The sequence below is a fragment of the Hymenobacter lapidiphilus genome, assembly GCF_003417065.2.
In the GTDB taxonomy this organism is placed as follows: Bacteria; Bacteroidota; Bacteroidia; order Cytophagales; family Hymenobacteraceae; genus Hymenobacter.
In genome coordinates this window covers 39,068-60,057 of sequence record NZ_QVLT01000014.1, presented here as the reverse complement: position 1 = coordinate 60,057, position 20,990 = coordinate 39,068, and the positions used below count along the sequence as shown (strand labels likewise).

Here is a 20,990-nt window from a genome sequence, read left to right as displayed (position 1 = left end):
TTCAGCTCGCCCGCCGCTAACGCAACGTCCGGCGGGGCGGCGGTATCGTATAGCCAACCGGCAGCCCGGCCCTTACGGCCGGATGCCCCCGAATCCTTTTCGTTATGCTCCCCGAATCCGCTACCGCCGCCATTACCGCATTTCCGTTTCAGACCACGCTGAGTCTGGAGCCGCTGATTGCCTACTGGAAAGCCGGCGAAGAGTCGGCCAACGAAGGCATTGCCCTGTTTTCGCGGGCCGTGGGGGTCCAGGTTGCCGCCGCCGCCGACTGGGTGCGCGGGCCCATTACCGACCTCGAACAGCTCGAATGCCACCGCGACCTGGTGGAGACGCTGATGATGGCCGTGTTTCCGCCGGCCTCCTTCGACACCGACCTGGGCGGGGCCGTGCTACCCTTTCAGGGCCGCAGCTTCTATCACACGCCCCGCTTCGCCGAAGTGTTGCTCAACACGCAGCGCACCATCAAGCAGCCACTCAATATCACGCCCGAGCAGCAAGAGCAACTGCTTACCCGCAAGGCTTACCAGCTGATTCTGGAGAAGGTGTACGACGTGGAGCTGCCGTTGCAGAGCAGCATCGTGTTCACGGTGCCCGACTACCGCGTAGGCCTGTACCGCCACTACAGCGTCGATTTCAACTCCACGTTCCTTAATGTGCATGTGGTAGGCGAAAAGCCCGAACTGAGCGACGAGCAGCTGGACTTTCTGAGCCGCAACCCCCACCGCCTCGACCTGTGGCGCGAGCAGCTGCCGCCCGAAAGCTTTGTCATTGAGGGCTTCCATATTCTGCACCTCGTCGACGTAACGGAGCAGGAGGTGCTGTCGGAGCTCAAGTACGATTTGCTGGAGCGCGACGTGCTGCAGGCGTCCGATCGGCTCGAACAAATTCAGGAAAAGCTGCGGGTGCTGTTTGGCAAGCCTTTTCTGCAGTTGGGCATTGCGGCCTACGACGAAAAAAAGCGGGCCTTTGTGGATTTTGGCCGCAAAATCAACCACAGCTTCCTTACCAAGCAGCTCCATAACCCCGATGCCGGCTCGGGCTTCCGCCAGATTTATGGCCGCCTCTGGGCCGACCGCCGCCCGCTGGTACTCGAAAATGTAGAGCAGGCCGATATTCCGGAAGATTTGCGCGAGCAGATTCTGAGTCTGGGCATCCGCTCGGCCATTCTGGCGCTGTTGCCCTACGGCGACGATACGGTGGGTTTGCTGGAGCTGGCCTCGCCCAAGGTGGGCGAGCTGAATGAGTTCAGCCTGGAGTACGTAAATCAGTTCCTGCCCCTGTTCGCGGTGGCCGTGAAACGCAACGCCGAAGACCTGCAGACCCGCGTGCAGGCCATTGTGAAGGAGAAGTTTACGGCCATCCATCCTACCATGGAATGGCGCTTTACCGATGCGGCCCAGAACCTGCTGCAGAAGCTGGAAGATGGCAACCGCCAAGCTGAAATGGAGGACATCGTGTTTCATGATGTGTACCCGCTGCATGGTGCCTGCGACATTCGGGGCAGCAGCGCGGCCCGCAACGAGGCCATCCAAGGCGACCTGATAGAACACCTCACGCTGGCGGGCAAGGTGCTCAAGAAGGCCTCCGACTTTCAGCAGCTGCCTATTCTGGATGAGCTTAAGTTTTACGTGGGCAAAAACCTGCGCCGCCTGCGCCAGGGCATGGCCAGCGGCGACGAAGTAAGCATTTTCGACTCGATCCGCACCGAAATGGAGCCGCTGTTTGAGTACCTGGGCCAGAATACGCCCGAGTTGCGGCCCATTATTGCCCAGTACTGGGCCCAGATTGACCCCGAACTAGGCATTCTCTACAAGCGACGCAAGGCTTTCGAGCAAACCACCACGCTGCTCAACGATGCCATTGCCGCCTACCTCGACGAGGAGGACGCCAAGGCCCAGGCCATGTTCCCGCACTACTTCCAGCGCTTCAAAACCGATGGCGTGGAGCATAACATTTACGTGGGAGCCGCGCTGGTTGAAGACAAACCCTTCGATCTGGTATTCCTTAAAAACCTGCGCCTTTGGCAGTTACTGACGATGGTGGAGATAACGCGCCGCACCGCCGCTATGCGCGACCAGCTGCCGCTACCGCTCGAAACCACCCAGCTCATCCTCATCCACGGACAGCCCCTGAGCATCCGCTTCCGACAGGATGAGCGCCAGTTCGACGTGGACGGCGCCTACAATATCCGCTACGAAATCATTAAGAAACGCATCGACAAGGCCACCGTACTGGGCACCGGCGAGCGGCTCACGCAGCCCGGCTACCTGGCCCTGGTGTACAGCCAGCAGCGCGAGGCCGACGAGTACTTCGAGTACCTCGATTACCTGCAGGATCGGGGCCTGCTCGAAAATGAAATCGAGGAGTTGGAGCTGGAAGAGCTGCAAGGCACCAAAGGCCTGCTGGCCCTGCGCGTGAAGGTGAAAATGGCGTAGAGGGTAGAAAGGTTAACAGTGAATACTGAGAGGCAAGCTGAGAAAGGGAACGTCATTCTGAGCGAAGCCGAAGAATCTCTACCGCTTCGTTGCTGACGACAGCGTTAGAGATTCTTCGGCTTCGCTCAGAATGACGTTCCCTTTCTACCCTCTTACTTCTCCCTACTACCCTCTCGCTTCTCCCCTCTGCTTTTAAATCGAAATATCCCCCGCAGCAAAATCAGCCAGAGCAGGGCACCAGCGAAACCGGCTACCACGTCGGTGGCGTAGTGCACGTGCAGGTAAATGCGGGTGATACCGATGAGCAGGGCGAAGAGCAGCAGTAGCAGCCCCCAGACCGGGTGGCGGCGGTGGCGCCACAGAATCCAGGCCAGACAGCCATAAAGGGCCAGCCCGATCATGGCGTGGCCGCTGGGGAAGCTCAAACCACCCTGGACGATAAGGGCCGAATCGGGACGCAGGCGGTGAAAATAGGTTTTCAGCAGCTGGTTGAGCAGCGCCGCCCCTGCTACGGCTCCAAAAACCTCGGCGGCTTCGTGGCGGTGGCCCCAGCGGCGCAGCAGCAGCGGCAGCCCAACACCCGCTGCCACCAGCCACGGCAGCGAAGCGAAGAACGTAAGCGCCTGCACCACCGGCGTCAGCAGCGGCCACGCCGCCCGTACCGCATCCAGCCGCACAAAGGCCCAGGTATCGAACTGCACTGAACTGGCCGCGAACACCACCCGCGTGAGATAGAAGAACAGCAACGCTGAGGCCACGAACACGCCGCCCATCAGCACCACCTCTGCCGTCAATAAACTCAGGCTAGCCACCAACCGGGCCCTTGCTCTTCTGATCACGGATTGGCGCGGGTTTTAGCGGATTTCACGGATTTTGTAGACGGCTCTGTGCCTGCCGTTGCCCAAAAATCATCTGCCGATGATAACGCACAGTAGGCAAATAGGTCTTCGGACGACGCAGGATACGGAATCGTCTACGAAATCCGTGAAATCCGCGGTCAAAAAAAAGAGCCGGTCCATTGCTGAACCGGCTCTTTGTACTCTGTGCGCTCGGGGAGACTCGAACTCCCACACCTTGCGGAACTGCCGCCTGAAGACAGCGCGTCTACCAATTTCGCCACAAGCGCAGCATTTTATCAGCCGGACTTCCGGGGAGAGCCTTTTGATGCTGCAAAGATAGCGGGTTTTTGAGGCGTGCTGCAAGTATCGGCCTAAAAAAAGCCGAAAAAACATCTGTAAAAATTTCGTTTCCGTGCTATTAAGGCTGTTTTTCAGCCAATTGCGGGTCTTTACGAAATCGTTTTCTCACCCGTTTTTCCAGCTGCTGCAACAGCGGAATAGAAATTATCAGCCAGGCAAGGCCCGCCGTAATGCCGGCCAGCACATCGGTGGCGTAGTGCACCCGCAGGTATACCCGCGTCAGGCCAATAAGCACTATCAGAACGGAAAGCACCGCTACCAACGTGTAGCGCAGGGCCGGCCGCCGCCGAAGCCGGGTCCAGGCAAAGTAGATGAGCAGACCGTAGAAGGAAGCCGAAATCATGGCGTGGCCGCTCGGGAAGCTCAGGCCCGAAGCCGAAGTAAGTGGCAGCAATGGTCGGGGCCGGTTGTACAGCTGCTTGAGCATCATATTAAGTGTAATGGAGCCCAGCGCCACAACCGGCACCAGCAGCGAATACCAGTGCCGCCGCCGCACCAGCAGCCAGCCCACCAGCCCCAGCCCAACCACTGTTATAAAGTTGCGCGAGGCCAGAAACGTAACGGCCTCTACCCAGTGCTGCCGCTGCGCCCCCAGCAGCGCCTGCGTCCACTGGAATGCCGCCGCGTCGAAGGTAGCCGCGTCCTGGTCGAACACTTCCCGGCTCAGGGCCAGAAAGGCCACCACCCCGGCAGTACCCAGCGCCAGCGTAACGGCAAACTCGGTCAGAAACAGCGTAAAGCCGGCCAGCAGCCGGCGCAGGTGTTGGGTCATAGCCTTAAACATACGGCGCGGCGCGGAAAAGCGGGCACCGGGCCGTAGCTTGGCCCCGCCGCCGGCTGCTTTTCTACGTCGGCCTCGCCCCTGCTCATGGCCGCTTCCCTGCCCGATTCCGGTTTCGATTACGTGACGGCCTTCTACGATCCGCTGGCCCGGCTCGTGTATGGGCGGGCCCTGCAACGCGCCCAGCAGGCGGCGCTGGCGGCGGGGCTGTCATTGGCCGGCCAGCCGCGGGTACTCGTGGTGGGCGGGGGCTCGGGCTGGGTGCTGGGCGAGGTGCTGCACCGCTGCCCGCACGCCCACATCGTGTACCTGGAGGCCTCGCCCCGGATGCTGGCGCGCAGCCAAGTCTGGCTGACGCAACACTGGCCCCAGGCGGCGGGCCAGGTGGAGTTTCGGCTGGGAACCGAGCCGGCACTGGAGTCGGCCGAGCAGTTTGACGTGCTGGTTACATTTTTCCTGCTCGACCTGTTCGAGCCCGAGCGGCTGCGGCAGCTGGTGGCGGGGCTGGGCGCGGCGCGGGTACCCGGCGGCGCGTGGCTGCTGGCCGATTTCGGGCCGCCGCGCCGCTGGTGGCACCGGCTGCTGCTGCAACTGATGTACGGCTTTTTCGGCCTGACCACCGGCATCAGCGCCCGGCAGCGCCCCCCGATAGAGGCGGAGCTGGCACGGCTGGGGCTGCGGCCCACCCCGGCCGGGCAGTTTTTTGGCGGGATGGTAGAGGCCAGCGTGTGGCGGGAGCAGTTAAGCCAGCCGCAGTAGGGGCAGGACTTACACGATTGAGAAGCCCGAAATTCAACCGGCTGGCCGGGGAGTGTTTTCCGCTTCTGTAGCCTCCTACCTGCGCAAATTGCTTAGGTTAGCAGTTCCATTCTTACTGCTACTCCCTTATGCTGATGCGGAAAACTGCGGCCCTGCTGCTGCTGAGCCTGCCGCTGGCCCTTGCGCGCCCCGCCCGGGCGCAGGCGCCGGTGCAATATAACCTGGCCTTCCCCAACGCCGTCCACCACGAAGCCCGCGTAACGGTTACGTTCCGTGAGGTGCCGGCCGGGCCGCTTCAGGTGCGCATGGCCCGCTCGTCGCCCGGCCGCTACGCCCTCCACGAATTCGCTAAAAACGTGTACGATGTGGCCGCCACCGACTCGCGCGGCCGCGCCCTCACCATCACCCGACCCGACCCCTCGGGCTGGGACGTAGCCGGCCACGACGGCACCGTTACGTTCACCTACACCCTGTTCGGCGACCGGACCGACGGCACCTACGCGGGCATTGATGCCCGCCATGCCCACCTGAACATTCCGGCCACACTGGCCTACGCCCAGGGCCTGGAGCAGCGGCCGGCGCAGGTGCAGTTCGCGGGTCTGCCCGCCGCCTGGACGGTGGCCACCCAGCTGCAGCCTGATGCGGCCGGCACCACCTTCACCGCCCCCAACCTGCAATACCTCATGGACTCGCCGACTTCATTAGGTGAGCAGCAGGTGCGCACTTGGCAGGAAGGCGGCCGCACTATAGAGCTGAAAGTGCTGCACGACGGTACGCCCGCCGAGCTGGACACCTACGCAGCCCAGACCCAGAAAATCGTGCGCGAGTCGGCTGCGGTGTTTGGCGGGATGCCGACCTTCGATTTCGGCCGCTACACCTTCATTGCCAACTACCTGCCCCAAACCAGCTCCGACGGCATGGAGCACCGCAACTCCACCTCCCTCACCAGCCGCCGCCCCCTGCGCGGCCCCGGCGCCATCGATAACCTGGGCACGGTGGCGCACGAGTTTTTCCACGCCTGGAACGTAGAGCGGCTGCGGCCCCAGGACCTGGAGCCGTTCAATTTCACCCAGGCCAACATAAGCAGCAACCTTTGGTTTGCCGAGGGCTTCACGCAGTACTACGGCGAGCTGGTGTTGCGCCGCGCCGGCATCTACCCTACCGATACCGAATACTGCCAGGAAGCGCTTACGGGAATAGTAAACGCTATGATGCTGTCGCCCGGCGCGGCTCGCTTCTCGCCGGTGCAGATGAGCCAGCAGGCCCCGTTCGTGGATGCCGCGGCCGCCATCGACCCCAACAACCGCGCGAACACCTACCTGAGCTACTACTACATTGGGGCGGCCAATGCCCTGGCCCTCGACCTGGAGCTGCGCGCCCGGTTCAAAACCGACCTCGACACCTACATGCGCGCCCTGTGGCAGCAGTTTGGTAGTCAGCAGCAGAACTACACGCCCACCCGCCCCTACACCACGCCCGACCTGCAGCGCGTGCTGGGCGAAGTGGCCCGCGACACGGCCTTTGCCGGGCAGTTTTTCCGCCAGCACATCTACGGCCACCAGCGGCCCGACTACCCCGCCCTGCTGGCCCCGGCCGGCCTGCTGGTACGCCCGGCCCGGCCCAACAAGGCCAGCCTGGCCTCCCGCCTGAGCTTTAACGCCGCCGACAGCACCGCCACGCTGGGCACCACCACCATCGGCTCGCCGCTGTACCTGGCCGGCCTCGACCGCGAAGACGTGGTACTGCGCTTCGACGGCCAGCGTCTGGTGGGCGCCAAGGCGTTCGAGGAGCTGCTGGGTACCCACCGGCCCGGCGACGTGGTGCAGCTGGAGGTACGCACCCGCACCGGCCTGCAAACGGTGCCCGTAACGCTCACCGAAGAACCCGCTCTGGAGGTGGTGACCTACGAGGCCGCCGGCCGCCCCATCAGCAAGGCCCAGAAAAAGTTTCGGGCCGCCTGGCTGGGAAGCAAGGTGCGGTAGCTCTTACTACTGGCTTTTTCAACAGAAAAGCCCCGCTGGCGTGTGCCGGCGGGGCTTCTTTTGGGCCGCTGCTAAGGCGACAGTATAGTTGATTGGAAAGCCAAAAGACCGTCATGCTGAGCGGAGCCGAAGCATCTCAACCTCTGACCAATTAATGGCATTTCAACGAAGCGGTAGAGATGCTTCGGCTGCGCTCAGCATGACGGTCTTTTGGCTATTGGCAACTCTCTAAACAGCTTTTCTGCCGGGAACTGCTGCGCTGGTTGCGCTACAGCAGTTCCCGGCAGAAAAACCAGACCAGTAGCCCCAGCATACACAGGCTGCTCAGCACCACAATCCGGAGGCCGTGGGCGCGGTCGGCGGGCCGGAAGGTGGGCACGCGCCGGCCGTCGGGTAGCTGGCGGCCGTGCGAGTACAGGTGCCAGCCGATAAGCAGGCCGAAAAACCCGCCCAGCAGCGCCAGGGCGTAGCCGGCCAGCACTCCGCGGGTCTGGCGGGACTCGGGGCGGGCCAGGTCGTCGAGGCGCTGCTGGCGCAATTCCTCCAGCCGGGCCGGGCTCAGGGCCTCGCCCCGCTCGGCCAGCAGCCGCCGGGCCAGGGCCACATCGAGCAGATTCCACTCATCGGGCCGCAGCATGATGTCGTGGAGTTCGGCGCTGGAGAAGGCGAACAGGTAATAGTCGGCCGGCAGATCGGCCGTGAGTGCCTCGGCGGCCTGCTGCTCCAGGGCTTGGGCGCGGGCGAAGTCGGCGGGGCGCAGCAGCACTTGGAAATAGCGGTTGGTTTCGTTGAAGGCGAACGAAATATCGAAGGAAGGCTGGTCGAAGCGGGTTTGGGCCTCGATGTCGTGGGCGTACAGCAGCTCCAGCAGCGGTTGGGCCACCGTGGCGTTGGGGAAGCGCTGGTAGGGCAGGAATTCGTCGTCGGACATAAAATGCGGGCGGATAGGGCGTAAAGAAACGGCTTTGCGCCGACGAATAGGCGAGCCGCTACTCCACCGATGCAACCAATTCGGGCGGCGTGGTCTTTAACACGGGGGCCCAGCGCGGCCCCGCCCTACTACGCGGTTTCGTATCTTTCGCCATGTCCCGATTCGTTTATATGCTGCCCGCTGCTTTGCTGCTGTCCTTCGCCGCCCAGGCCCAGGACACCGCCCCTGCCGCCCCCAAGCCGGGGCTGCGGCCCTCGTACAGCCTGCAGGCCGGCGCCACGTTTGCCGGCCGCTACGGCTCGGCTACCTACCTGAGCCCCACGGTTTCGCTGCCGCTGAGCAAGCGGTTTTCGGTGTTCGGGGGCCTGACTTACCTGCGCACCACGCCGGGCACGGCCTTCGCGCCGCCCGTCGCCGATGGCGCCCGGCCCCTGCTGCCGGGTACCAACCACTACCTTATCCAGGGCGGCGGGCAATATGCGCTTTCGCCGCGGCTGCTGCTTACCGGCTCGGCCTGGAAAGACCTGACGCCGGCCGGCCAGTTTGGCGTGAATCCTTACGCGGGCTTCGGCGGCAACCTGGGCCAGGGCGTGAACCTGCGGGCCGACTACCACTTCACCGAGAATTTTTCGGTGTCGGGCGGGGTGCGGGTGAGCAACGGGGCCACAACCCAGCCGGGCGGCTATTACGGCTCGCCCTGGGGCTATTAGGCTGGTTTCGGCTGAAGAAATCTACTACTCGGGATTGAGTCAGGCAATAGGGTGCGGGGTTTGCCCCCGCCCGCCGTCGGACAAAGCCAGCCTGAATCGTGCAACGGCGGGCGGGGGCAAGCCCCGCACCCTACTGCGTTTTTGCATACCAATCCGCAACTGGTATATTTCCGCGCTGCCCCGGCCCGTTTAGCGGCGGCGCTTTGTTTCGTTACGCTACCTTCTGCATGGCCTCCGTCCGCTTCGTGCGCAACCCCGATTTGCGCACCATTAAACCCGCCTACCCCGGCAACAAACTGGTGGGCAACGCATACTGCAACGGCCCGGAACTGTACGAGCCGCAGCTGAGCACGCTGCTTAAGTGGCAGCTGAGCAAGAATCCGCAGAAGGAAGAAAAGAAGGCCGATACCTGGGCCCCGGACGTGGTAGACGGCACCGAGTTCCTGCGCAGCCAGGAGGACGGACTGCTGTGGCTGGGCCACTCCAGCTTCGTGCTGCGGGTGGCGGGCGTGACGATGATTACCGACCCGCTGCTATTCTCGTCGGTGGGCCTGCGCCGCCGCCACGCCCTGCCCTGCCGCCCCGAAGACCTCGTGGGCATCGATCTGCTGCTGCTCAGCCACGGCCACCGCGACCACCTCGACGAGCAGTCCATTAAACTGCTGGCCCGCCAGAACCCGCAGCTGCGAGCCTTCGGGCCACTGGGGCTGCCGAAACTGCTGCGCGGTATGGCCCCCAAGCTGCCGGTGCAGGAAGCCGGCTGGTGGCAGCAGTTCGACCTAGGCCCTGAGGCGCCTTTCGAGTTGTTCGCGCTGCCCGCCTCGCACTGGTACCGCCGCGGCCTGCTCGATGTGAATGAGGTGCTCTGGGGCTCGTTGCTGCTGCGCCTGCCCGACGGCCGCACCATCTATTTCGCCGGCGACACCAACATGAACGGCCATTTCGAGGAGATTGAGCGGCAGTTCGGGCCCCTGGATGTCGTGCTGATGCCCATCGGGGCCTACAAGCCGGCCTATATGATGTCGGGCAGCCACACCAACCCCCACGAATCGGCCAAGGCGGCCAACCTGCTGCGGGCGGGCCACCTGGTGCCCATGCACCACGGCACCTTCGACTTAAGCGATGAGCCCGCCTCGGAACCCCAGCGCCTGCTCAGCGAAATTGCCGCCTCGGGCATGCTGCGCGCTGAGCTGCATATCCCCGCCGTGGGCGAGGTGCTGCGCTGGCAGGATTGGGTTTAGCTTGGTGCTTAGTAGGACTTACGCAAAACGGCTGTAGCGCGAAGCTCAGCTTCGCGTATCGGTGCTGACTTCCAAATAATTATGTTTAACGATGCGCGAAGCTGGAGCTTCGCGCTACAGGCTTACGGCCTACTTTTGCATAAGTCTTGTGGTTATTGGGGCTTATAGCGGTTTGGCGAACTGTATATCGGGCTAGGGTTTTAAGAGTTGGTCGTATTGATTTCTATAAAAATAGAGCATGCTTACATTGAGAATCAAAAGCATAAGCGCCCCGTAAATTTTAGCAGGGTCTAATGAAATATGAAACAGAACGGCATTAATGGATACGCTCATGAGTATGGCGGCCATCAGGGCTCCGTACTTATTGAATATAAAGGCCAGAGCCGAAACGATTTCCACAACTCCGACCATCTGCATCACGCCAGTGGACGACAGGCTTGCAAAATAAGCGTCGGCCTTGGGTGCCATCTCGGGGAAAGGGATGTAATTGAAAAAATGATCAAATCCGAAGAAGAGCAGGAATACTCCAAAAAGAATTCGCACACTTGTGAACAGTTTACTTGTCATAATTTCTACCTGAAAATGTTGGTTGTCAAATGTACACCTCAAACGGCCAGGCGCTACCGTTGGCCGGTATAGCGGTTTGGCTGCTGCTTGATTGGGTTTTTAGCGACTTCCGCGCAAGCAGTTATAGAATCGTAGTTTTGCCTTTTCGCCCTGTTTTGCCCACCATTCTGCCAAGGCTCAGAGAACAGGCTAAGCTCTAGGCACCAATAACTAAGCACTAGGAAATGTCCCCCACCCTTATTCTGAGTCTGATTGCGGGCTACTTTGTGGTCCTCATCTTTATTGCCTACCTCACTTCGCGCGGGGCCACGAGCGAGTCGTTCTTCATTGCCAACCGCAACGCGCCCTGGTACATGGTGGCCTTTGCCATGATTGGCACCTCGCTTTCGGGCGTTACGTTCATCTCGATTCCGGGTATGGTGGCCGGGCAGGGCTGGAGCTACATGGCCGTGGTGCTGGGCTACACGGTAGGTTATCTGGTGATTGGCACCGTGCTTATGCCGCTCTACTACCGGCTGCGGCTGGTGAGTATTTACACGTACCTGGAGCAGCGGTTCGGCTTCTGGAGCTACAAAACGGGCGCGTTCTTCTTCCTGCTTTCGCGGGCGGTGGGCGCGGCGTTCCGGGTGTTTCTGGTGGCCGGGGTGCTGCAGCTGGCCGTGTTCGACAGCCTGGGCGTGCCGTTTGCCGTTACCGTTACGGTCGCCATCTTCCTGATTTACCTCTACACCTTCAGCGGGGGCCTCAAAACCATCCTCTGGACCGATACTTTCCAGACTATGGCCATGCTGATTTGCGTGGCTGTGAGCATTTACCTGATGGCCGACGAACTCAACCTGGGCTTCGCCGGGCTGGTGGAAACGGTGAAGGACAGCTCCATGTCGCAGATTTACTTCTCCGACCCCAAAGACGATAAGTTCTTCTGGAAGCAGTTTGCCTCGGGCGCCTTTATCACCATTGTGATGACCGGCCTCGACCAGGATTTGATGCAGAAAAACCTGAGCTGCCGCAACCTGGCCGATGCCCAGAAGAACATGTTCTGGTTCACGATTGCCATTGTGCTCGTGAACATCTTTTTCCTCTCGCTCGGGGTGCTGCTCTACCAGTTTGCCGCCGCCAAGGGCATCGCGCTGCCCGTCAACCCCGAAACCGGCGCCGTTATCGGCGACAGCGTGTTCCCGTTGCTGGCTACCAACCACTTCAGCCTGTTTGCGGGCGTGATATTTATTCTGGGCATCATTGCCGTCACGTACGCCTCCGCCGACTCGGCCCTGACGGCCCTCACCACCTCGTTCTGCATCGACATGCTCGGCATTGGACAGTACGAGGAGAAAAAGCAGAAGAAAATCCGCCAGCTCACCCACTTCGGCTTTTCGGTGGTACTGATTGTGATTATCCTCATTTTTCGGGCCATCAACGACCAGAGCGTGATTACGGCCGTGTTCAAGGCCGCTGGCTACACCTACGGGCCGCTGCTGGGGCTGTACTCGTTCGGCATTTTCACCAGCCGCGGCCTCCACGACAAGCTCGTGCTGCCCCTGTGCCTGCTCACGCCGTTGCTTACCTGGTTCATCAACGCCAACTCTGAAGCCTGGTGGGGCTATAAGTTCGGCTTCGAAATCCTGATTCTCAACGGCTTGCTTACCTTCCTGGGGCTGTGGATAATTTCGCGCCCGCGCAACCTCGAATTGAACCCCGTCGCGTAAGGGTTGTTGTGAAGTAAACCGCGCGAGCAGTGGCCCCGCCTGTCAGCCCGAATGACAGCTGAGTTTGCCCGACCACTAGCGCCGACGATAAGCCCTCCAGCCTTCAAGCCCTCCACATGAAACACCTTCCCTTCATCCTGCTGCTCGTATCTTTGGGCCTTTGGGAAGCGCGGGCCCAGCAGCCGGCGCCGGCCAAAAAGCCCGTCGAGCTGAAAGCCACGGCCATGAAGGCCCAGGCGAAGCCCGCCGCCAACCGCCCCGACGTGCCACCCCAGTTTCCGGGCGGCGCCAAGGGCCTGAACCAGTTTTTCCAGCAGAACCTGAAGTATCCGGAAGCCGCCGGCGTCAAGCAAATCAGCGGCCACGTGGTTATGACCTTCACGGTGGAAGCCGACGGCCACCTGACCAACCCTTCGGTGGTGCAGCCCCTGAGCCCTGAGTGCGACACCGAGGCGCTGCGGGTGCTGGGCCAGATGCCCGCCTGGAAACCCGCCACCCGCAAGGGCCAGCCCGTGCCCATCCAGGTGCGCCTGCCCGTGCCGTTTGGGGTTTCCGAGGGCCTGCAGGTAGAGCAGGGCAAACCGAAATTTGAATAATGAGGAGCTAGAAGGTAGAAGCCGGGAGCTAGAATTAAAGAACTGGGAGGCCGAAATACAGGCTTCCCCACTTCTTTCTTCCAACTCTTGGCTTCTGGCTCCTAGCTTCCAGCTTCCCAGAAGAAATGGCCCGAAGTGGAATGAATAGCAGCGGCAGCGACCCGGCAACGGCCGAGCTGCCCAAACCAAAAGTAAACAAGGAGTCGCTCAAGCGCAGCCTGCGGATTTTCCGCTACATGCTGCCATACAAAGGCAAGTTTATAGTGGGCACGCTGATGCTGCTGCTCAGCAGCAGCACGTTCATGGCCTTCCCGTGGCTGGCCGGCAAGCTCCTGGGGGCGGCCGACCATCGGCCCCTGGTGTTGCCTAACGGCTGGGTGCTGGGCATCGACCAGATTGCGCTGCTGCTGTTTGCCATCATTGTGTTCCAGGGGCTCTTTTCGTTCGGGCGCATTTGGTTTTTTACCCAGGTGGGCGAGTTTACAGTGCGCGACATTCGGCGGGCGCTCTACGGCAAGTTCGTGCAGCTGCCCATTCCCTACTTCGAGCAGAACCGCGTGGGCGCCATCACCTCGCGCATTACCTCTGATGTAGGTCAGATTCAGGACACGTTTTCGCTGACGCTGGCCGAGCTGTTCCGGCAGATTTCGACCCTGCTCATCGGCATTACGGCCATCATGATTGTGTCGGTGAAGCTGTCGTTGTTCATGCTGATTACGTTTCCACCCATCATCCTGGCGGCCGGACTGTTCGGGCGCAAAATCCGGGTACTAGCCCGCGAAACCCAACTGGAGCTAGCCAACACCAACACCATCGTCGAGGAGACCCTGCAGGCCATCAACTCGGTGAAGGCCTTTACCAACGAGCGGTTCGAAACCAACCGCTATGGCACGGCCCTCGACCGGGTGGTACGGGCGGCGCTGAAGAGCAACTTGTACCGCGGCGGCTTCGTCTCGTTCATCATTATCGGCCTCACCGGTGCCATTATCCTGATTTTGTGGCGGGCGGCTACGCTGGTTTACTACCCCGGCCCCGACCATCTCGAAGTGGACCAGCTACTCACCTTCCTGCTGTTCACGGCCTTTATTGGGGCTTCTATTGCCGGTTTAGGTGAGATGTACGGCAAGGTGCAGAGCACGCTGGGCGCGTCCGAGCGCATCCTTGAAATTCTGGACGAAACGCCCGAGCCCACCCACCACGAGCCCGCTACCGGCATCGTGCCGGTCAGCATCGAGGGCGACATCCGCTACGAGCACGTGGCCTTCCGCTACCCCACCCGTCCCGACGTGCCGGTGCTCACCGACATTGACTTCCACATCGGCGCGGGCGAGAAAATTGCCCTCGTGGGTCCCAGCGGCGCCGGCAAAAGCACCATTGCCGGCCTGTTGATGCAGTTTTACCCCCTAAGTGGCGGCAGCATCATCATCGACGGCCACCCGGTAGCCGATTACGACCTGACGGCGTTGCGTCGCCAAATCGGCATTGTACCCCAGGAGACGCTGCTGTTCGGTGGTTCCATCCGCGAGAATATCGCCTACGGCCGCCCCGGTGCCACCGATGCCGAAATCATCGAGGCCGCCGAGCGGGCCAACGCCTACCGCTTCATTCAGGGCTTCCCCGAAGGCCTCGATACGGTGGTGGGCGAGCGGGGTATCAAGCTCTCGGGCGGGCAGCGCCAGCGCGTGGCCATCGCCCGCGCCATCCTGAAAAACCCCGCCATCCTCATCCTCGACGAAGCCACGTCCTCGCTCGATTCGGAAAGCGAGATGCTGGTGCAGGGCGCCATGGACGAGCTGATGCAGAACCGCACCAGCATCATCATCGCCCACCGCCTCAGCACCATTCGGAAAGTGGACAAAATCCTGGTCATCGACGGCGGCCGCATTGTGGAGCAAGGCACCCACGAAGAGCTAAGCGAGCGGGAAGGCGGCCTCTACGCCAACTTGCTGCGCCTGCAGTTCGAGCTGACGTAAGCACTCCTTGTTTTGCCCGAACCACCTTATCACCTGCCCGCCGTGCGCCTGTCGGCCGACGAGTTTGTGGCCGTGAACTTCCGGCTGTGGCGGGCGCGGCCGGCCACGCGCCGCCTGTACTGGCTGCTGGGTGCGGCCCTATTACTACTGAATCTGAGCGTGGGGCTGGACCTGTGGCAGAACGGCCGGCTTGGCAGCCCCTTCACGCTCGTGTTCCTGGGCGTGGGCGTAGCCTACGGGCTGCTTCGGCTGGCGCTGGTGCGCTGGCAACTGCGGCGCGGCTACCAGCGGCAGCAGGCGCTGCAGCAGCCCGTCGACTTCACCCTGACTGCTACCGAAATCATCGGTCGCAGTGCGCTGGGCAAGTTTCCGGGGCAATGGAAGCTTATCCGGCGGGCCGTGTGGGTGGGGCCCGACTGGCTGCTGCTCTACCCTACCGCGGCAGCCTGCTACTACCTGGATATGCGCTGCCTGCAGGCCCCCGCTACCGCCGCCGACGTAGCCCGGCTGCTGGAGCGCCACCAGATTCGGCAGCAGCGGATTTAAGCGGTGGCCGTGTATCGGCCGCTACGGCCAGGCATCCGGCGGACTATTACACTCCGGTATATTTGACTGCGGGCCTCTGGTATCGGAACATCGGCTGAAGCGTATCAACTGATGGCGAAAATCTCAGCATCTGAACTTCCGGGCAGCCGGCGAGTTGGCTGAGCGAGCGGACGATTTTGGTTTGCTTATTTTTACCCTGAAACTACTCTCACCTTCACCCCTATTCCTGCTTCGTATGTCGTTTTCCACCTCTCGTCCTTCCACTGCCCGCATCCCCGGCGCCACGTTGGTTCTCACCGGTTTGCTGCTCGGCGGCGGCGCGGCTCAGGCGCAAATCAGCACGCCCCAGCCCAGCCCCAAAAGCACTCTGATGCAGCGCGTGGGCCTCACCGACGTAACCATCACCTATTTCCGGCCCAGCCTGCGCACCCGCCTGGGCTTCGGCGACGCCGCCGACAAGAGCGTGGTTATCTACGGCCAGCGCTGCGCACCGGCGCCAACAACACTACCACCATCAAATTTGCCGACGACATCCTGGTAGAAGGCAAGAAAGTAGCCGCCGGTGAGTACGGCCTTTACACCATCCCCGGCAAAACCGAGTGGACCATTGTACTCAACAAGAACACCAAGATGGGGGCCAACGTGGACGGCTTCAAGGATGAGGAGAACGTGGCCAGCTTTAAAGTGAAGCCAATAAAGCTGAACTCGAAAGTCGAAATCTTCACCATCGACCTCAGCGACTTCACCCCCGCCACCACCAATGTGGTGATGATGTGGGACCAGACGGCCGTAAAATTCAAGCTCACGGCCGACGTGGAGCCCAAGGTAATGGCCCAGATCAATGAGAAGGTCATCAACAACGCCAGCCCTACCAACGGCGACCTGGCAGCCGCTGCCGTGTACTACCTCGACAACGACAAGGACCTCAAGCAGGCCCTGACCTGGATGCAGCAGGCCAACGCCAAGGACCCCAAGTTCTGGAACATGCTGACCGAGGCTAAAATCCGCATGAAGATGAAGGACTACAAAGGTGCCGTTACGGCCGCCGAAATGTCGAAGAAGCTGGCCACCGAAGCCAAGAACATGGACTACGTGAAGATGAACGACGAGCTGATTATGGAAGCCAAGAAGGCTAAGTAATTTTGAACTGTTAGCTGAGAGTCATCAACTGTTAGCTATCCGTTTCCAAGAATAAAAAGCCCCGTCTGAATTGTCAGACGGGGCTTTTTGTTGATTAAAACTGACACAAAGAGACTGTAGCGCGAAGCTCCAGCTTCGCGCATCGTAGAACGAAATCGTTGTCACGTCAGCAACGATACGCGAAGCTGGAGCTTCGCGCTCCAGCCTTATGGCGCTACGCCTTATTGATGCCCGGACTTACGGCCAACAGCTTGTGCCCTACGCTGCAAAGGACCACCAGGGCGCAGCCGATGATGTTGAACCAGAGGTAGCCGATATCGGTGCCGAAGAACAGGGCCGCTACCACGATTTGGGCCACCACCGCCGACCAGAACACCGTGCGGCCATTCACCGACTTGATAAAGAAGGCTACCATAAAGATGCCCAGAATAGTGCCGTAGAAGAACGACCCGAGGATGTTGACGGCCTGAATCAGGTTTTCGAGGCGGGCGGCGAAGGTGGCGAAGGCAATGCCCAGCACGCCCCAGCCCACCGCCGCCCAACGCGAGGCCGCCACGTAATGCGCCTCGGTGCGGCCCGGCCGGCGCGGCCGGTACAAATCCACCACCGTAGTGGACGACAGCGCGTTGAGGCCGGCGGCGGCCGAGCCCATGGCGGCGCTTAGTACCACAGCTACCACCAGGCCCACCAGCCCCTGGGGCAGGTAATTGAGCACGAAGGTCAGGAACACATAGTCAGTGTCTTTGGCTTCGACGGAGGGCACGGCTTGCTTCATCAGTTTCTGGGCCTGCTCGCGCAGCCCCAGGTTGGCGGCCTGTACGGTTTGCAGACGCGTTTCGGCGGCGGCAATGGCTGGCTCGTCTTCGGTTTTGAGGGCCGCCACCAGCTCGCCGGTGGCCTGGGCACGAGCCTTGAATAGCGTGGCGTGGCTGCGCTCCAAGCCCCGCAGCTGGGGACCGTACTGCTCGGAGTGGGCTACCTCCAGGTAAACGGGCCGGTTGAAGGTGAGCGGGGCCGGGTTGAACTGGTAGAACACGAACAGCAGCACGCCCAGCAGCAGAATCCCGAACTGCATCGGAATCTTGAGCAAACCGTTCATCAGCAAACCCAGGCGGCTTTCAGTCAGGTCGCGGCCGGCCAGGTAGCGCTGCACCTGGCTCTGGTCGGTGCCGAAGTACGAGAGGGCCAGAAACAGGCCGCCGGTAATGCCCGACCAGAAGTTGTACCGGTCATTGGGGTCGAAATGGAAGTCGATCAGGTTGAGCTTGCCCTGGGAGCCAGCTACCCGCATGGCATCGGTAAAGCCCACGTTTTCGGGCAGGTAGTGCACCAGCAGGTAGCCGGCAATTACCATTCCGGTAAAAATAACGGCCACCTGCGCCTGCTGGGTTACGGCCACCGCCTTGGTGCCACCGCTCACGGTGTAGCCAATCATTAGCCCGCCAATGAGCCAGACGGTGAGGTGGATATTCCAGCCCAGAATGGCCGACAGCACCAGCGCCGGCGCATAGAGTGAGAGGCCGTTGCTGAGGCCCCGCTGCACCAGAAACAGCAGCGCCGTGAAGGTGCGGGTGCGCCGGTCGAAACGGCCTTCCAGGTACTCGTAGGCCGTATACACCTGCAGGCGGTGGTAGATGGGCACCGCAAACACCGCAATCAGCACCATGGCCACCGGCAGGCCCAGGTAGAACTGGATGAAGCGCATGCCGTCGTCGTAGGCCTGGCCGGGGGTGCTGATGAAGGTGATGGCCGAGGCCTGCGTGGCCATGATGCTCAGGCCCACCGCCCACCACGAGGCCGTGCGCCCGCCCAGCAGGTAGTCGTCGAGCGAGGCGCCGGCGCGGCGGGTGCGCCAGGTGCCGTAGCCCACAATGAACAGCAGCGTTCCGCCCAGAATCAGCCAGTCGAGCCCACTCATGCAAACAGCCGGGTCAGGTACACGAACAAGCCGATTTCGGCCCCCAGCGCCCCCAGCACCAGCCAGTACCAGGCCCGCCACGAAGGCAGCAGCGGCGGTTTATTGTCGGGTTCAGTTGCTAATGAAGTAGGAGTATGCGGCACAGCGAAAATGCTTAAACAGAGAAGAGGCGAAGGTACTTACTAACGAGATATTCGACATGGGTAAAGTTGAGGCAATTGTTAAAATTGGTCCACATTCCCCTATACTATTGTTGTCTAAAACATAGGCCTTCTAAATTCTCATCATAGAACAAGCTTTTGTAATCTCCTTCATTCCTTTTAATATAATTACCGTTGATTACTGCACCATCCGATTGAGCCAATTCAAAATCGACAGGAGATTTTGAATCTTGATAGAAATAATCTTTTACAGCAAAACTATAACAAACACCTACTTGAATACACTTCTCCTCATTTTCATTCGCAACAGTTGAAACAATTCTATATTTATTATTTCGTGTTCTAACGTATAATATATACACTCCACTTCCTTCGGGAAAATCTTTATTATTCATAAATTTTATTTTTTGAACAACACAACAGGCATCATCACTTATACATTGCGCATTACTCGAACCAATAGGCATGAAAAATAAGACGATTAACCAAGCAATTAAACAACTCATATATCTGGTTTTGCAAGAAATTAAGTGCGAGTGAATGTGCGTTAAAAGTCTGTTTCCACTTCCCCAAGGGCAACATGTTAGTGAGCAGTAGGTAGGCCCCTGGCACCCCAGCGGACAGCTCGTGGAAGAAGTTCAGGCTGGAGCAGATGTAGTGGCCCTTGCCTAGTCGGCCACCAGAATGGAACTTTCCTTGGGGATTTCGCCGGAGTCGTGGCTGCTGATAACAGCCTGATAGTGGGGTCCCACTTGGCGGGGTAGTAGGGGCCCTGCTGATGCAGCAGCTCAGCCAGCGGCACATCTACCCCAACGATAAGCAGCAGGATAACCGGAACAGCCAACAGCGCAACAATCAGCAGGCGCAGATAAAAACGCATGTCCATGGGGTATATTCAGACTACATGCGCGCGCTGGGTCGCGGCATACGGTGCACAAGGTAACGCTGGCTCAAACATTCAAGCTGCGAGCTTATCTTCTACCAGCTAACCCTTCCTACGGCCTGCTACCCGACGATGAGGGGGTGATTTTCCACAGCTCACCGTTGTCCTCATCCGTGACGACGTACAGCGCCCCGTCTGGTCCCTGCTTTACATCGCGCACACGCTGCCGACGGTTGGAAAGCAGGCGCTCCTCGCCCGTTACGCGGCCGTTCTCCAGTTGCAGCCGCACCAAATTCCTGTCCTTGAGCGAGCCCACAAACAGGTTGCCCTGCCAGGCAGGGAAGGCACTACCGGAGTAGAACTGGGCTCCCGACGGGGCAATAACCGGGTCCCAGTAATAGACCGGATCCACGTAGCCCGGCTTGGTCGTAACGGAATTAGGGATGGGCTCGCCCGAGTATTCCTCGCCAAACGTGACCACGGGCCAGCCGTAGTTTTTGCCCCCCTCAATCCGGTTCAGCTCGTCGCCGCCCTGCGGGCCCATGTCCACCGACCAGAGCTGGCCCTGCGCGTCGAAGGCCATGGACTGCACATTGCGCTGGCCCACCGTCCAGATTTCGGGCAGCGCTCCGGCCTGCTTGGCAAACGGGTTATCCGGGGCTGGCTTACCGTCGGGAGTGAGGCGGAGTGTTTTGCCCATGTGGCTATTCATCTGCTGGGCCTGGGGGCGGATTTGTATGTCCGAACGCTCACCGAGGCTTACGTACAGCATGCCATCGGGCCCGAAAGCCAGGCGGGAGCCAAAGTGATTGTCGCCGTTGTAGGCCGGTAAAGCCTGAAAAATCACCTTCACCTGACTCACGCTCCGGCGGTCAGACGAGAGCACGCCTCTGGCCACACTCGTAGCGTTGCCAGAGGCGCCGCGGGGCTCGGAAAAGGTCCAGTATAGCAGCTGGTCGGTGGCAAAGGTGGGGCTCAGGGCAACATCAAGCAGGCCGCCCTGACCCGTGGCGTATACCGCGGGCAGGCCCTTAAGGGGCTCCCCGACCTGCCCCTGAGCCGATATTATGCGCAGCCGGCCGGGCCGCTCAGTAACCAGCAGGTCGCCGTTGGGCAGCGGCTCCACCGCCCACGGATGCTCAAGCCCTTTGGCCAGCACTGTTACATCGAATGCCGCCGCAGAAGTAATGGAGCAGGCCCGAGTCTGGTCGGGGGTGGTAGGACGCTGGCTGGGCACCTTGGCCTGCCGGGTTTCCAGGGGCGAGCAGCCGGCCTGGCCCGAAACCTGCGCAGGATTTTCTGTGCCGGGGTCCTGCACACCCGTCTGCTGGCCGGATTGTTGGCAGCCGGCCATGAGGCCAGCCAGCAAAAGGGTGGATATACGAACGAATTGGCGGCTATCCATGAGAAGTAAGGTTAGAGACGATAAGCTGGTGCCGTAACGGCCTGCCAGCCAAATGGC

The 20,990-nt window shown here is 60.8% G+C and carries 19 protein-coding genes and 1 tRNA gene; 11 read left to right on the top strand and 9 right to left on the bottom strand.

Features of this window, described 5'->3' with window-relative positions:
- The first annotated feature begins 104 nt into the window (after window positions 1–104).
- Window positions 105–2,435 (top strand): GAF domain-containing protein, encoded by a 2,331-nt coding sequence (locus D0N36_RS10255; protein ID WP_116941297.1) that lies wholly within the window; start codon window positions 105–107, stop codon window positions 2,433–2,435.
- 152 nt (window positions 2,436–2,587) lie between these two features.
- On the opposite strand, the gene D0N36_RS10250 is transcribed toward D0N36_RS10255, so the two are convergent.
- The 3 genes from D0N36_RS10250 to D0N36_RS10240 all read right to left on the bottom strand — a co-directional run bounded on the left by D0N36_RS10250 (window position 2,588) and on the right by D0N36_RS10240 (window position 4,406).
- Window positions 2,588–3,229, bottom strand: coding sequence for a phosphatase PAP2 family protein (locus D0N36_RS10250; protein ID WP_147320829.1), 642 nt, complete (start codon window positions 3,227–3,229; stop codon window positions 2,588–2,590).
- A gap of 250 nt (window positions 3,230–3,479) precedes the next feature.
- Window positions 3,480–3,561, bottom strand: a tRNA-Leu gene (locus D0N36_RS10245).
- Window positions 3,562–3,692: 131 nt separating this feature from the next.
- Window positions 3,693–4,406 (bottom strand): phosphatase PAP2 family protein, encoded by a 714-nt coding sequence (locus tag D0N36_RS10240; RefSeq protein WP_116941340.1) that lies wholly within the window; start codon window positions 4,404–4,406, stop codon window positions 3,693–3,695.
- 96 nt (window positions 4,407–4,502) lie between these two features.
- Here D0N36_RS10240 and D0N36_RS10235 point away from each other — a divergent pair, with 96 nt between their 5' ends.
- The gene (locus D0N36_RS10235) at window positions 4,503–5,174 is read left to right on the top strand and encodes a class I SAM-dependent methyltransferase (RefSeq protein WP_116941295.1); all 672 of its coding nucleotides are present in this window, start codon (window positions 4,503–4,505) and stop codon (window positions 5,172–5,174) included.
- A 134-nt stretch (window positions 5,175–5,308) separates the two neighbouring features.
- Entirely contained in the window at window positions 5,309–7,156 is a 1,848-nt protein-coding gene (locus D0N36_RS10230; protein ID WP_116941339.1) for a M61 family metallopeptidase, read from the top strand.
- A gap of 268 nt (window positions 7,157–7,424) precedes the next feature.
- Here D0N36_RS10230 and D0N36_RS10225 read toward each other — a convergent pair whose 3' ends face one another.
- On the bottom strand, window positions 7,425–8,087 hold the full coding sequence (locus D0N36_RS10225) for a hypothetical protein (RefSeq protein WP_116941294.1): 663 nt from the start codon (window positions 8,085–8,087) through the stop codon (window positions 7,425–7,427).
- 152 nt (window positions 8,088–8,239) lie between these two features.
- Between D0N36_RS10225 and D0N36_RS10220 the strand changes: the two genes are divergently transcribed.
- Both D0N36_RS10220 and D0N36_RS10215 read left to right on the top strand, forming a co-directional pair.
- Window positions 8,240–8,797: a hypothetical protein gene (locus D0N36_RS10220; protein WP_147320828.1), complete on the top strand. Its 558-nt coding sequence runs from the start codon at window positions 8,240–8,242 to the stop codon at window positions 8,795–8,797.
- A gap of 227 nt (window positions 8,798–9,024) precedes the next feature.
- The gene (locus D0N36_RS10215) at window positions 9,025–10,038 is read left to right on the top strand and encodes an MBL fold metallo-hydrolase (RefSeq protein ID WP_116941292.1); all 1,014 of its coding nucleotides are present in this window, start codon (window positions 9,025–9,027) and stop codon (window positions 10,036–10,038) included.
- A 192-nt stretch (window positions 10,039–10,230) separates the two neighbouring features.
- Here the strand turns inward: D0N36_RS10215 and D0N36_RS10210 are convergent, their stop codons facing one another.
- Window positions 10,231–10,581 carry a hypothetical protein gene (locus D0N36_RS10210; RefSeq protein ID WP_199798323.1) on the bottom strand — a complete coding sequence of 117 codons (351 nt, stop codon included), beginning with the start codon at window positions 10,579–10,581 and terminating at the stop codon, window positions 10,231–10,233.
- A 248-nt stretch (window positions 10,582–10,829) separates the two neighbouring features.
- Here D0N36_RS10210 and D0N36_RS10205 point away from each other — a divergent pair, with 248 nt between their 5' ends.
- The 6 genes from D0N36_RS10205 to D0N36_RS10185 all read left to right on the top strand — a co-directional run bounded on the left by D0N36_RS10205 (window position 10,830) and on the right by D0N36_RS10185 (window position 16,566).
- Entirely contained in the window at window positions 10,830–12,311 is a 1,482-nt protein-coding gene (locus D0N36_RS10205) for a sodium:solute symporter (RefSeq protein ID WP_190242609.1), read from the top strand.
- A 116-nt stretch (window positions 12,312–12,427) separates the two neighbouring features.
- Complete coding sequence (locus D0N36_RS10200) at window positions 12,428–12,907, top strand: energy transducer TonB (RefSeq protein WP_116941290.1); 480 nt, start codon at window positions 12,428–12,430, stop codon at window positions 12,905–12,907.
- A 125-nt stretch (window positions 12,908–13,032) separates the two neighbouring features.
- Window positions 13,033–14,880 carry an ABC transporter ATP-binding protein gene (locus D0N36_RS10195; protein ID WP_190242608.1) on the top strand — a complete coding sequence of 616 codons (1,848 nt, stop codon included), beginning with the start codon at window positions 13,033–13,035 and terminating at the stop codon, window positions 14,878–14,880.
- Window positions 14,881–14,892: 12 nt separating this feature from the next.
- Window positions 14,893–15,426, top strand: coding sequence for a hypothetical protein (locus D0N36_RS10190; RefSeq protein WP_147320827.1), 534 nt, complete (start codon window positions 14,893–14,895; stop codon window positions 15,424–15,426).
- Window positions 15,427–15,661: 235 nt separating this feature from the next.
- Window positions 15,662–15,967, top strand: a complete 306-nt coding sequence (locus tag D0N36_RS19600) for a DUF2911 domain-containing protein (RefSeq protein ID WP_242478871.1) — start codon at window positions 15,662–15,664, stop codon at window positions 15,965–15,967.
- Window positions 15,910–16,566, top strand: a complete 657-nt coding sequence (locus D0N36_RS10185) for a DUF2911 domain-containing protein (RefSeq protein ID WP_317191457.1) — start codon at window positions 15,910–15,912, stop codon at window positions 16,564–16,566. The genes D0N36_RS19600 and D0N36_RS10185 overlap by 58 nt, the downstream gene beginning before the upstream one ends.
- 214 nt (window positions 16,567–16,780) lie before the next feature.
- Here D0N36_RS10185 and D0N36_RS10180 read toward each other — a convergent pair whose 3' ends face one another.
- The 4 genes from D0N36_RS10180 to D0N36_RS10165 form a co-directional block, all read right to left on the bottom strand.
- On the bottom strand, window positions 16,781–18,484 hold the full coding sequence (locus D0N36_RS10180) for a sodium:solute symporter family protein (protein WP_116941287.1): 1,704 nt from the start codon (window positions 18,482–18,484) through the stop codon (window positions 16,781–16,783).
- A complete protein-coding gene (locus tag D0N36_RS10175) occupies window positions 18,481–18,627 on the bottom strand; it encodes a hypothetical protein (protein WP_190242607.1) in 147 nt (48 codons plus the stop codon). The genes D0N36_RS10180 and D0N36_RS10175 overlap by 4 nt, the downstream gene beginning before the upstream one ends.
- A gap of 104 nt (window positions 18,628–18,731) precedes the next feature.
- Entirely contained in the window at window positions 18,732–19,112 is a 381-nt protein-coding gene (locus D0N36_RS10170; protein ID WP_147320826.1) for a hypothetical protein, read from the bottom strand.
- Window positions 19,113–19,640: 528 nt separating this feature from the next.
- Window positions 19,641–20,882, bottom strand: a complete 1,242-nt coding sequence (locus D0N36_RS10165) for a PQQ-dependent sugar dehydrogenase (RefSeq protein WP_116941286.1) — start codon at window positions 20,880–20,882, stop codon at window positions 19,641–19,643.
- Between the last annotated feature and the right edge of the window lie 108 nt (window positions 20,883–20,990).

Bases quoted from the DNA above. Each gene is read 5' to 3' on its own strand.
- D0N36_RS10180 (WP_116941287.1), bottom strand. From the start codon at position 18,484: ATGAGTGGGCTCGACTGGCTGATTCTGGGCGGAACGCTGCTGTTCATT.
- D0N36_RS10200 (WP_116941290.1), top strand. From the start codon at position 12,428: ATGAAACACCTTCCCTTCATCCTGCTGCTCGTATCTTTGGGCCTTTGG.
- D0N36_RS10215 (WP_116941292.1), top strand. From the start codon at position 9,025: ATGGCCTCCGTCCGCTTCGTGCGCAACCCCGATTTGCGCACCATTAAA.
- D0N36_RS10225 (WP_116941294.1), bottom strand. From the start codon at position 8,087: ATGTCCGACGACGAATTCCTGCCCTACCAGCGCTTCCCCAACGCCACG.
- D0N36_RS10235 (WP_116941295.1), top strand. From the start codon at position 4,503: ATGGCCGCTTCCCTGCCCGATTCCGGTTTCGATTACGTGACGGCCTTC.
- D0N36_RS10230 (WP_116941339.1), top strand. From the start codon at position 5,309: ATGCGGAAAACTGCGGCCCTGCTGCTGCTGAGCCTGCCGCTGGCCCTT.
- D0N36_RS10205 (WP_190242609.1), top strand. From the start codon at position 10,830: ATGTCCCCCACCCTTATTCTGAGTCTGATTGCGGGCTACTTTGTGGTC.
- D0N36_RS10165 (WP_116941286.1), bottom strand. From the start codon at position 20,882: ATGGCCGGCTGCCAACAATCCGGCCAGCAGACGGGTGTGCAGGACCCC.
- D0N36_RS10255 (WP_116941297.1), top strand. From the start codon at position 105: ATGCTCCCCGAATCCGCTACCGCCGCCATTACCGCATTTCCGTTTCAG.
- D0N36_RS10170 (WP_147320826.1), bottom strand. From the start codon at position 19,112: ATGCCTATTGGTTCGAGTAATGCGCAATGTATAAGTGATGATGCCTGT.
- D0N36_RS10240 (WP_116941340.1), bottom strand. From the start codon at position 4,406: ATGACCCAACACCTGCGCCGGCTGCTGGCCGGCTTTACGCTGTTTCTG.
- D0N36_RS10220 (WP_147320828.1), top strand. From the start codon at position 8,240: ATGTCCCGATTCGTTTATATGCTGCCCGCTGCTTTGCTGCTGTCCTTC.
- D0N36_RS19600 (WP_242478871.1), top strand. From the start codon at position 15,662: ATGTCGTTTTCCACCTCTCGTCCTTCCACTGCCCGCATCCCCGGCGCC.
- D0N36_RS10195 (WP_190242608.1), top strand. From the start codon at position 13,033: ATGGCCCGAAGTGGAATGAATAGCAGCGGCAGCGACCCGGCAACGGCC.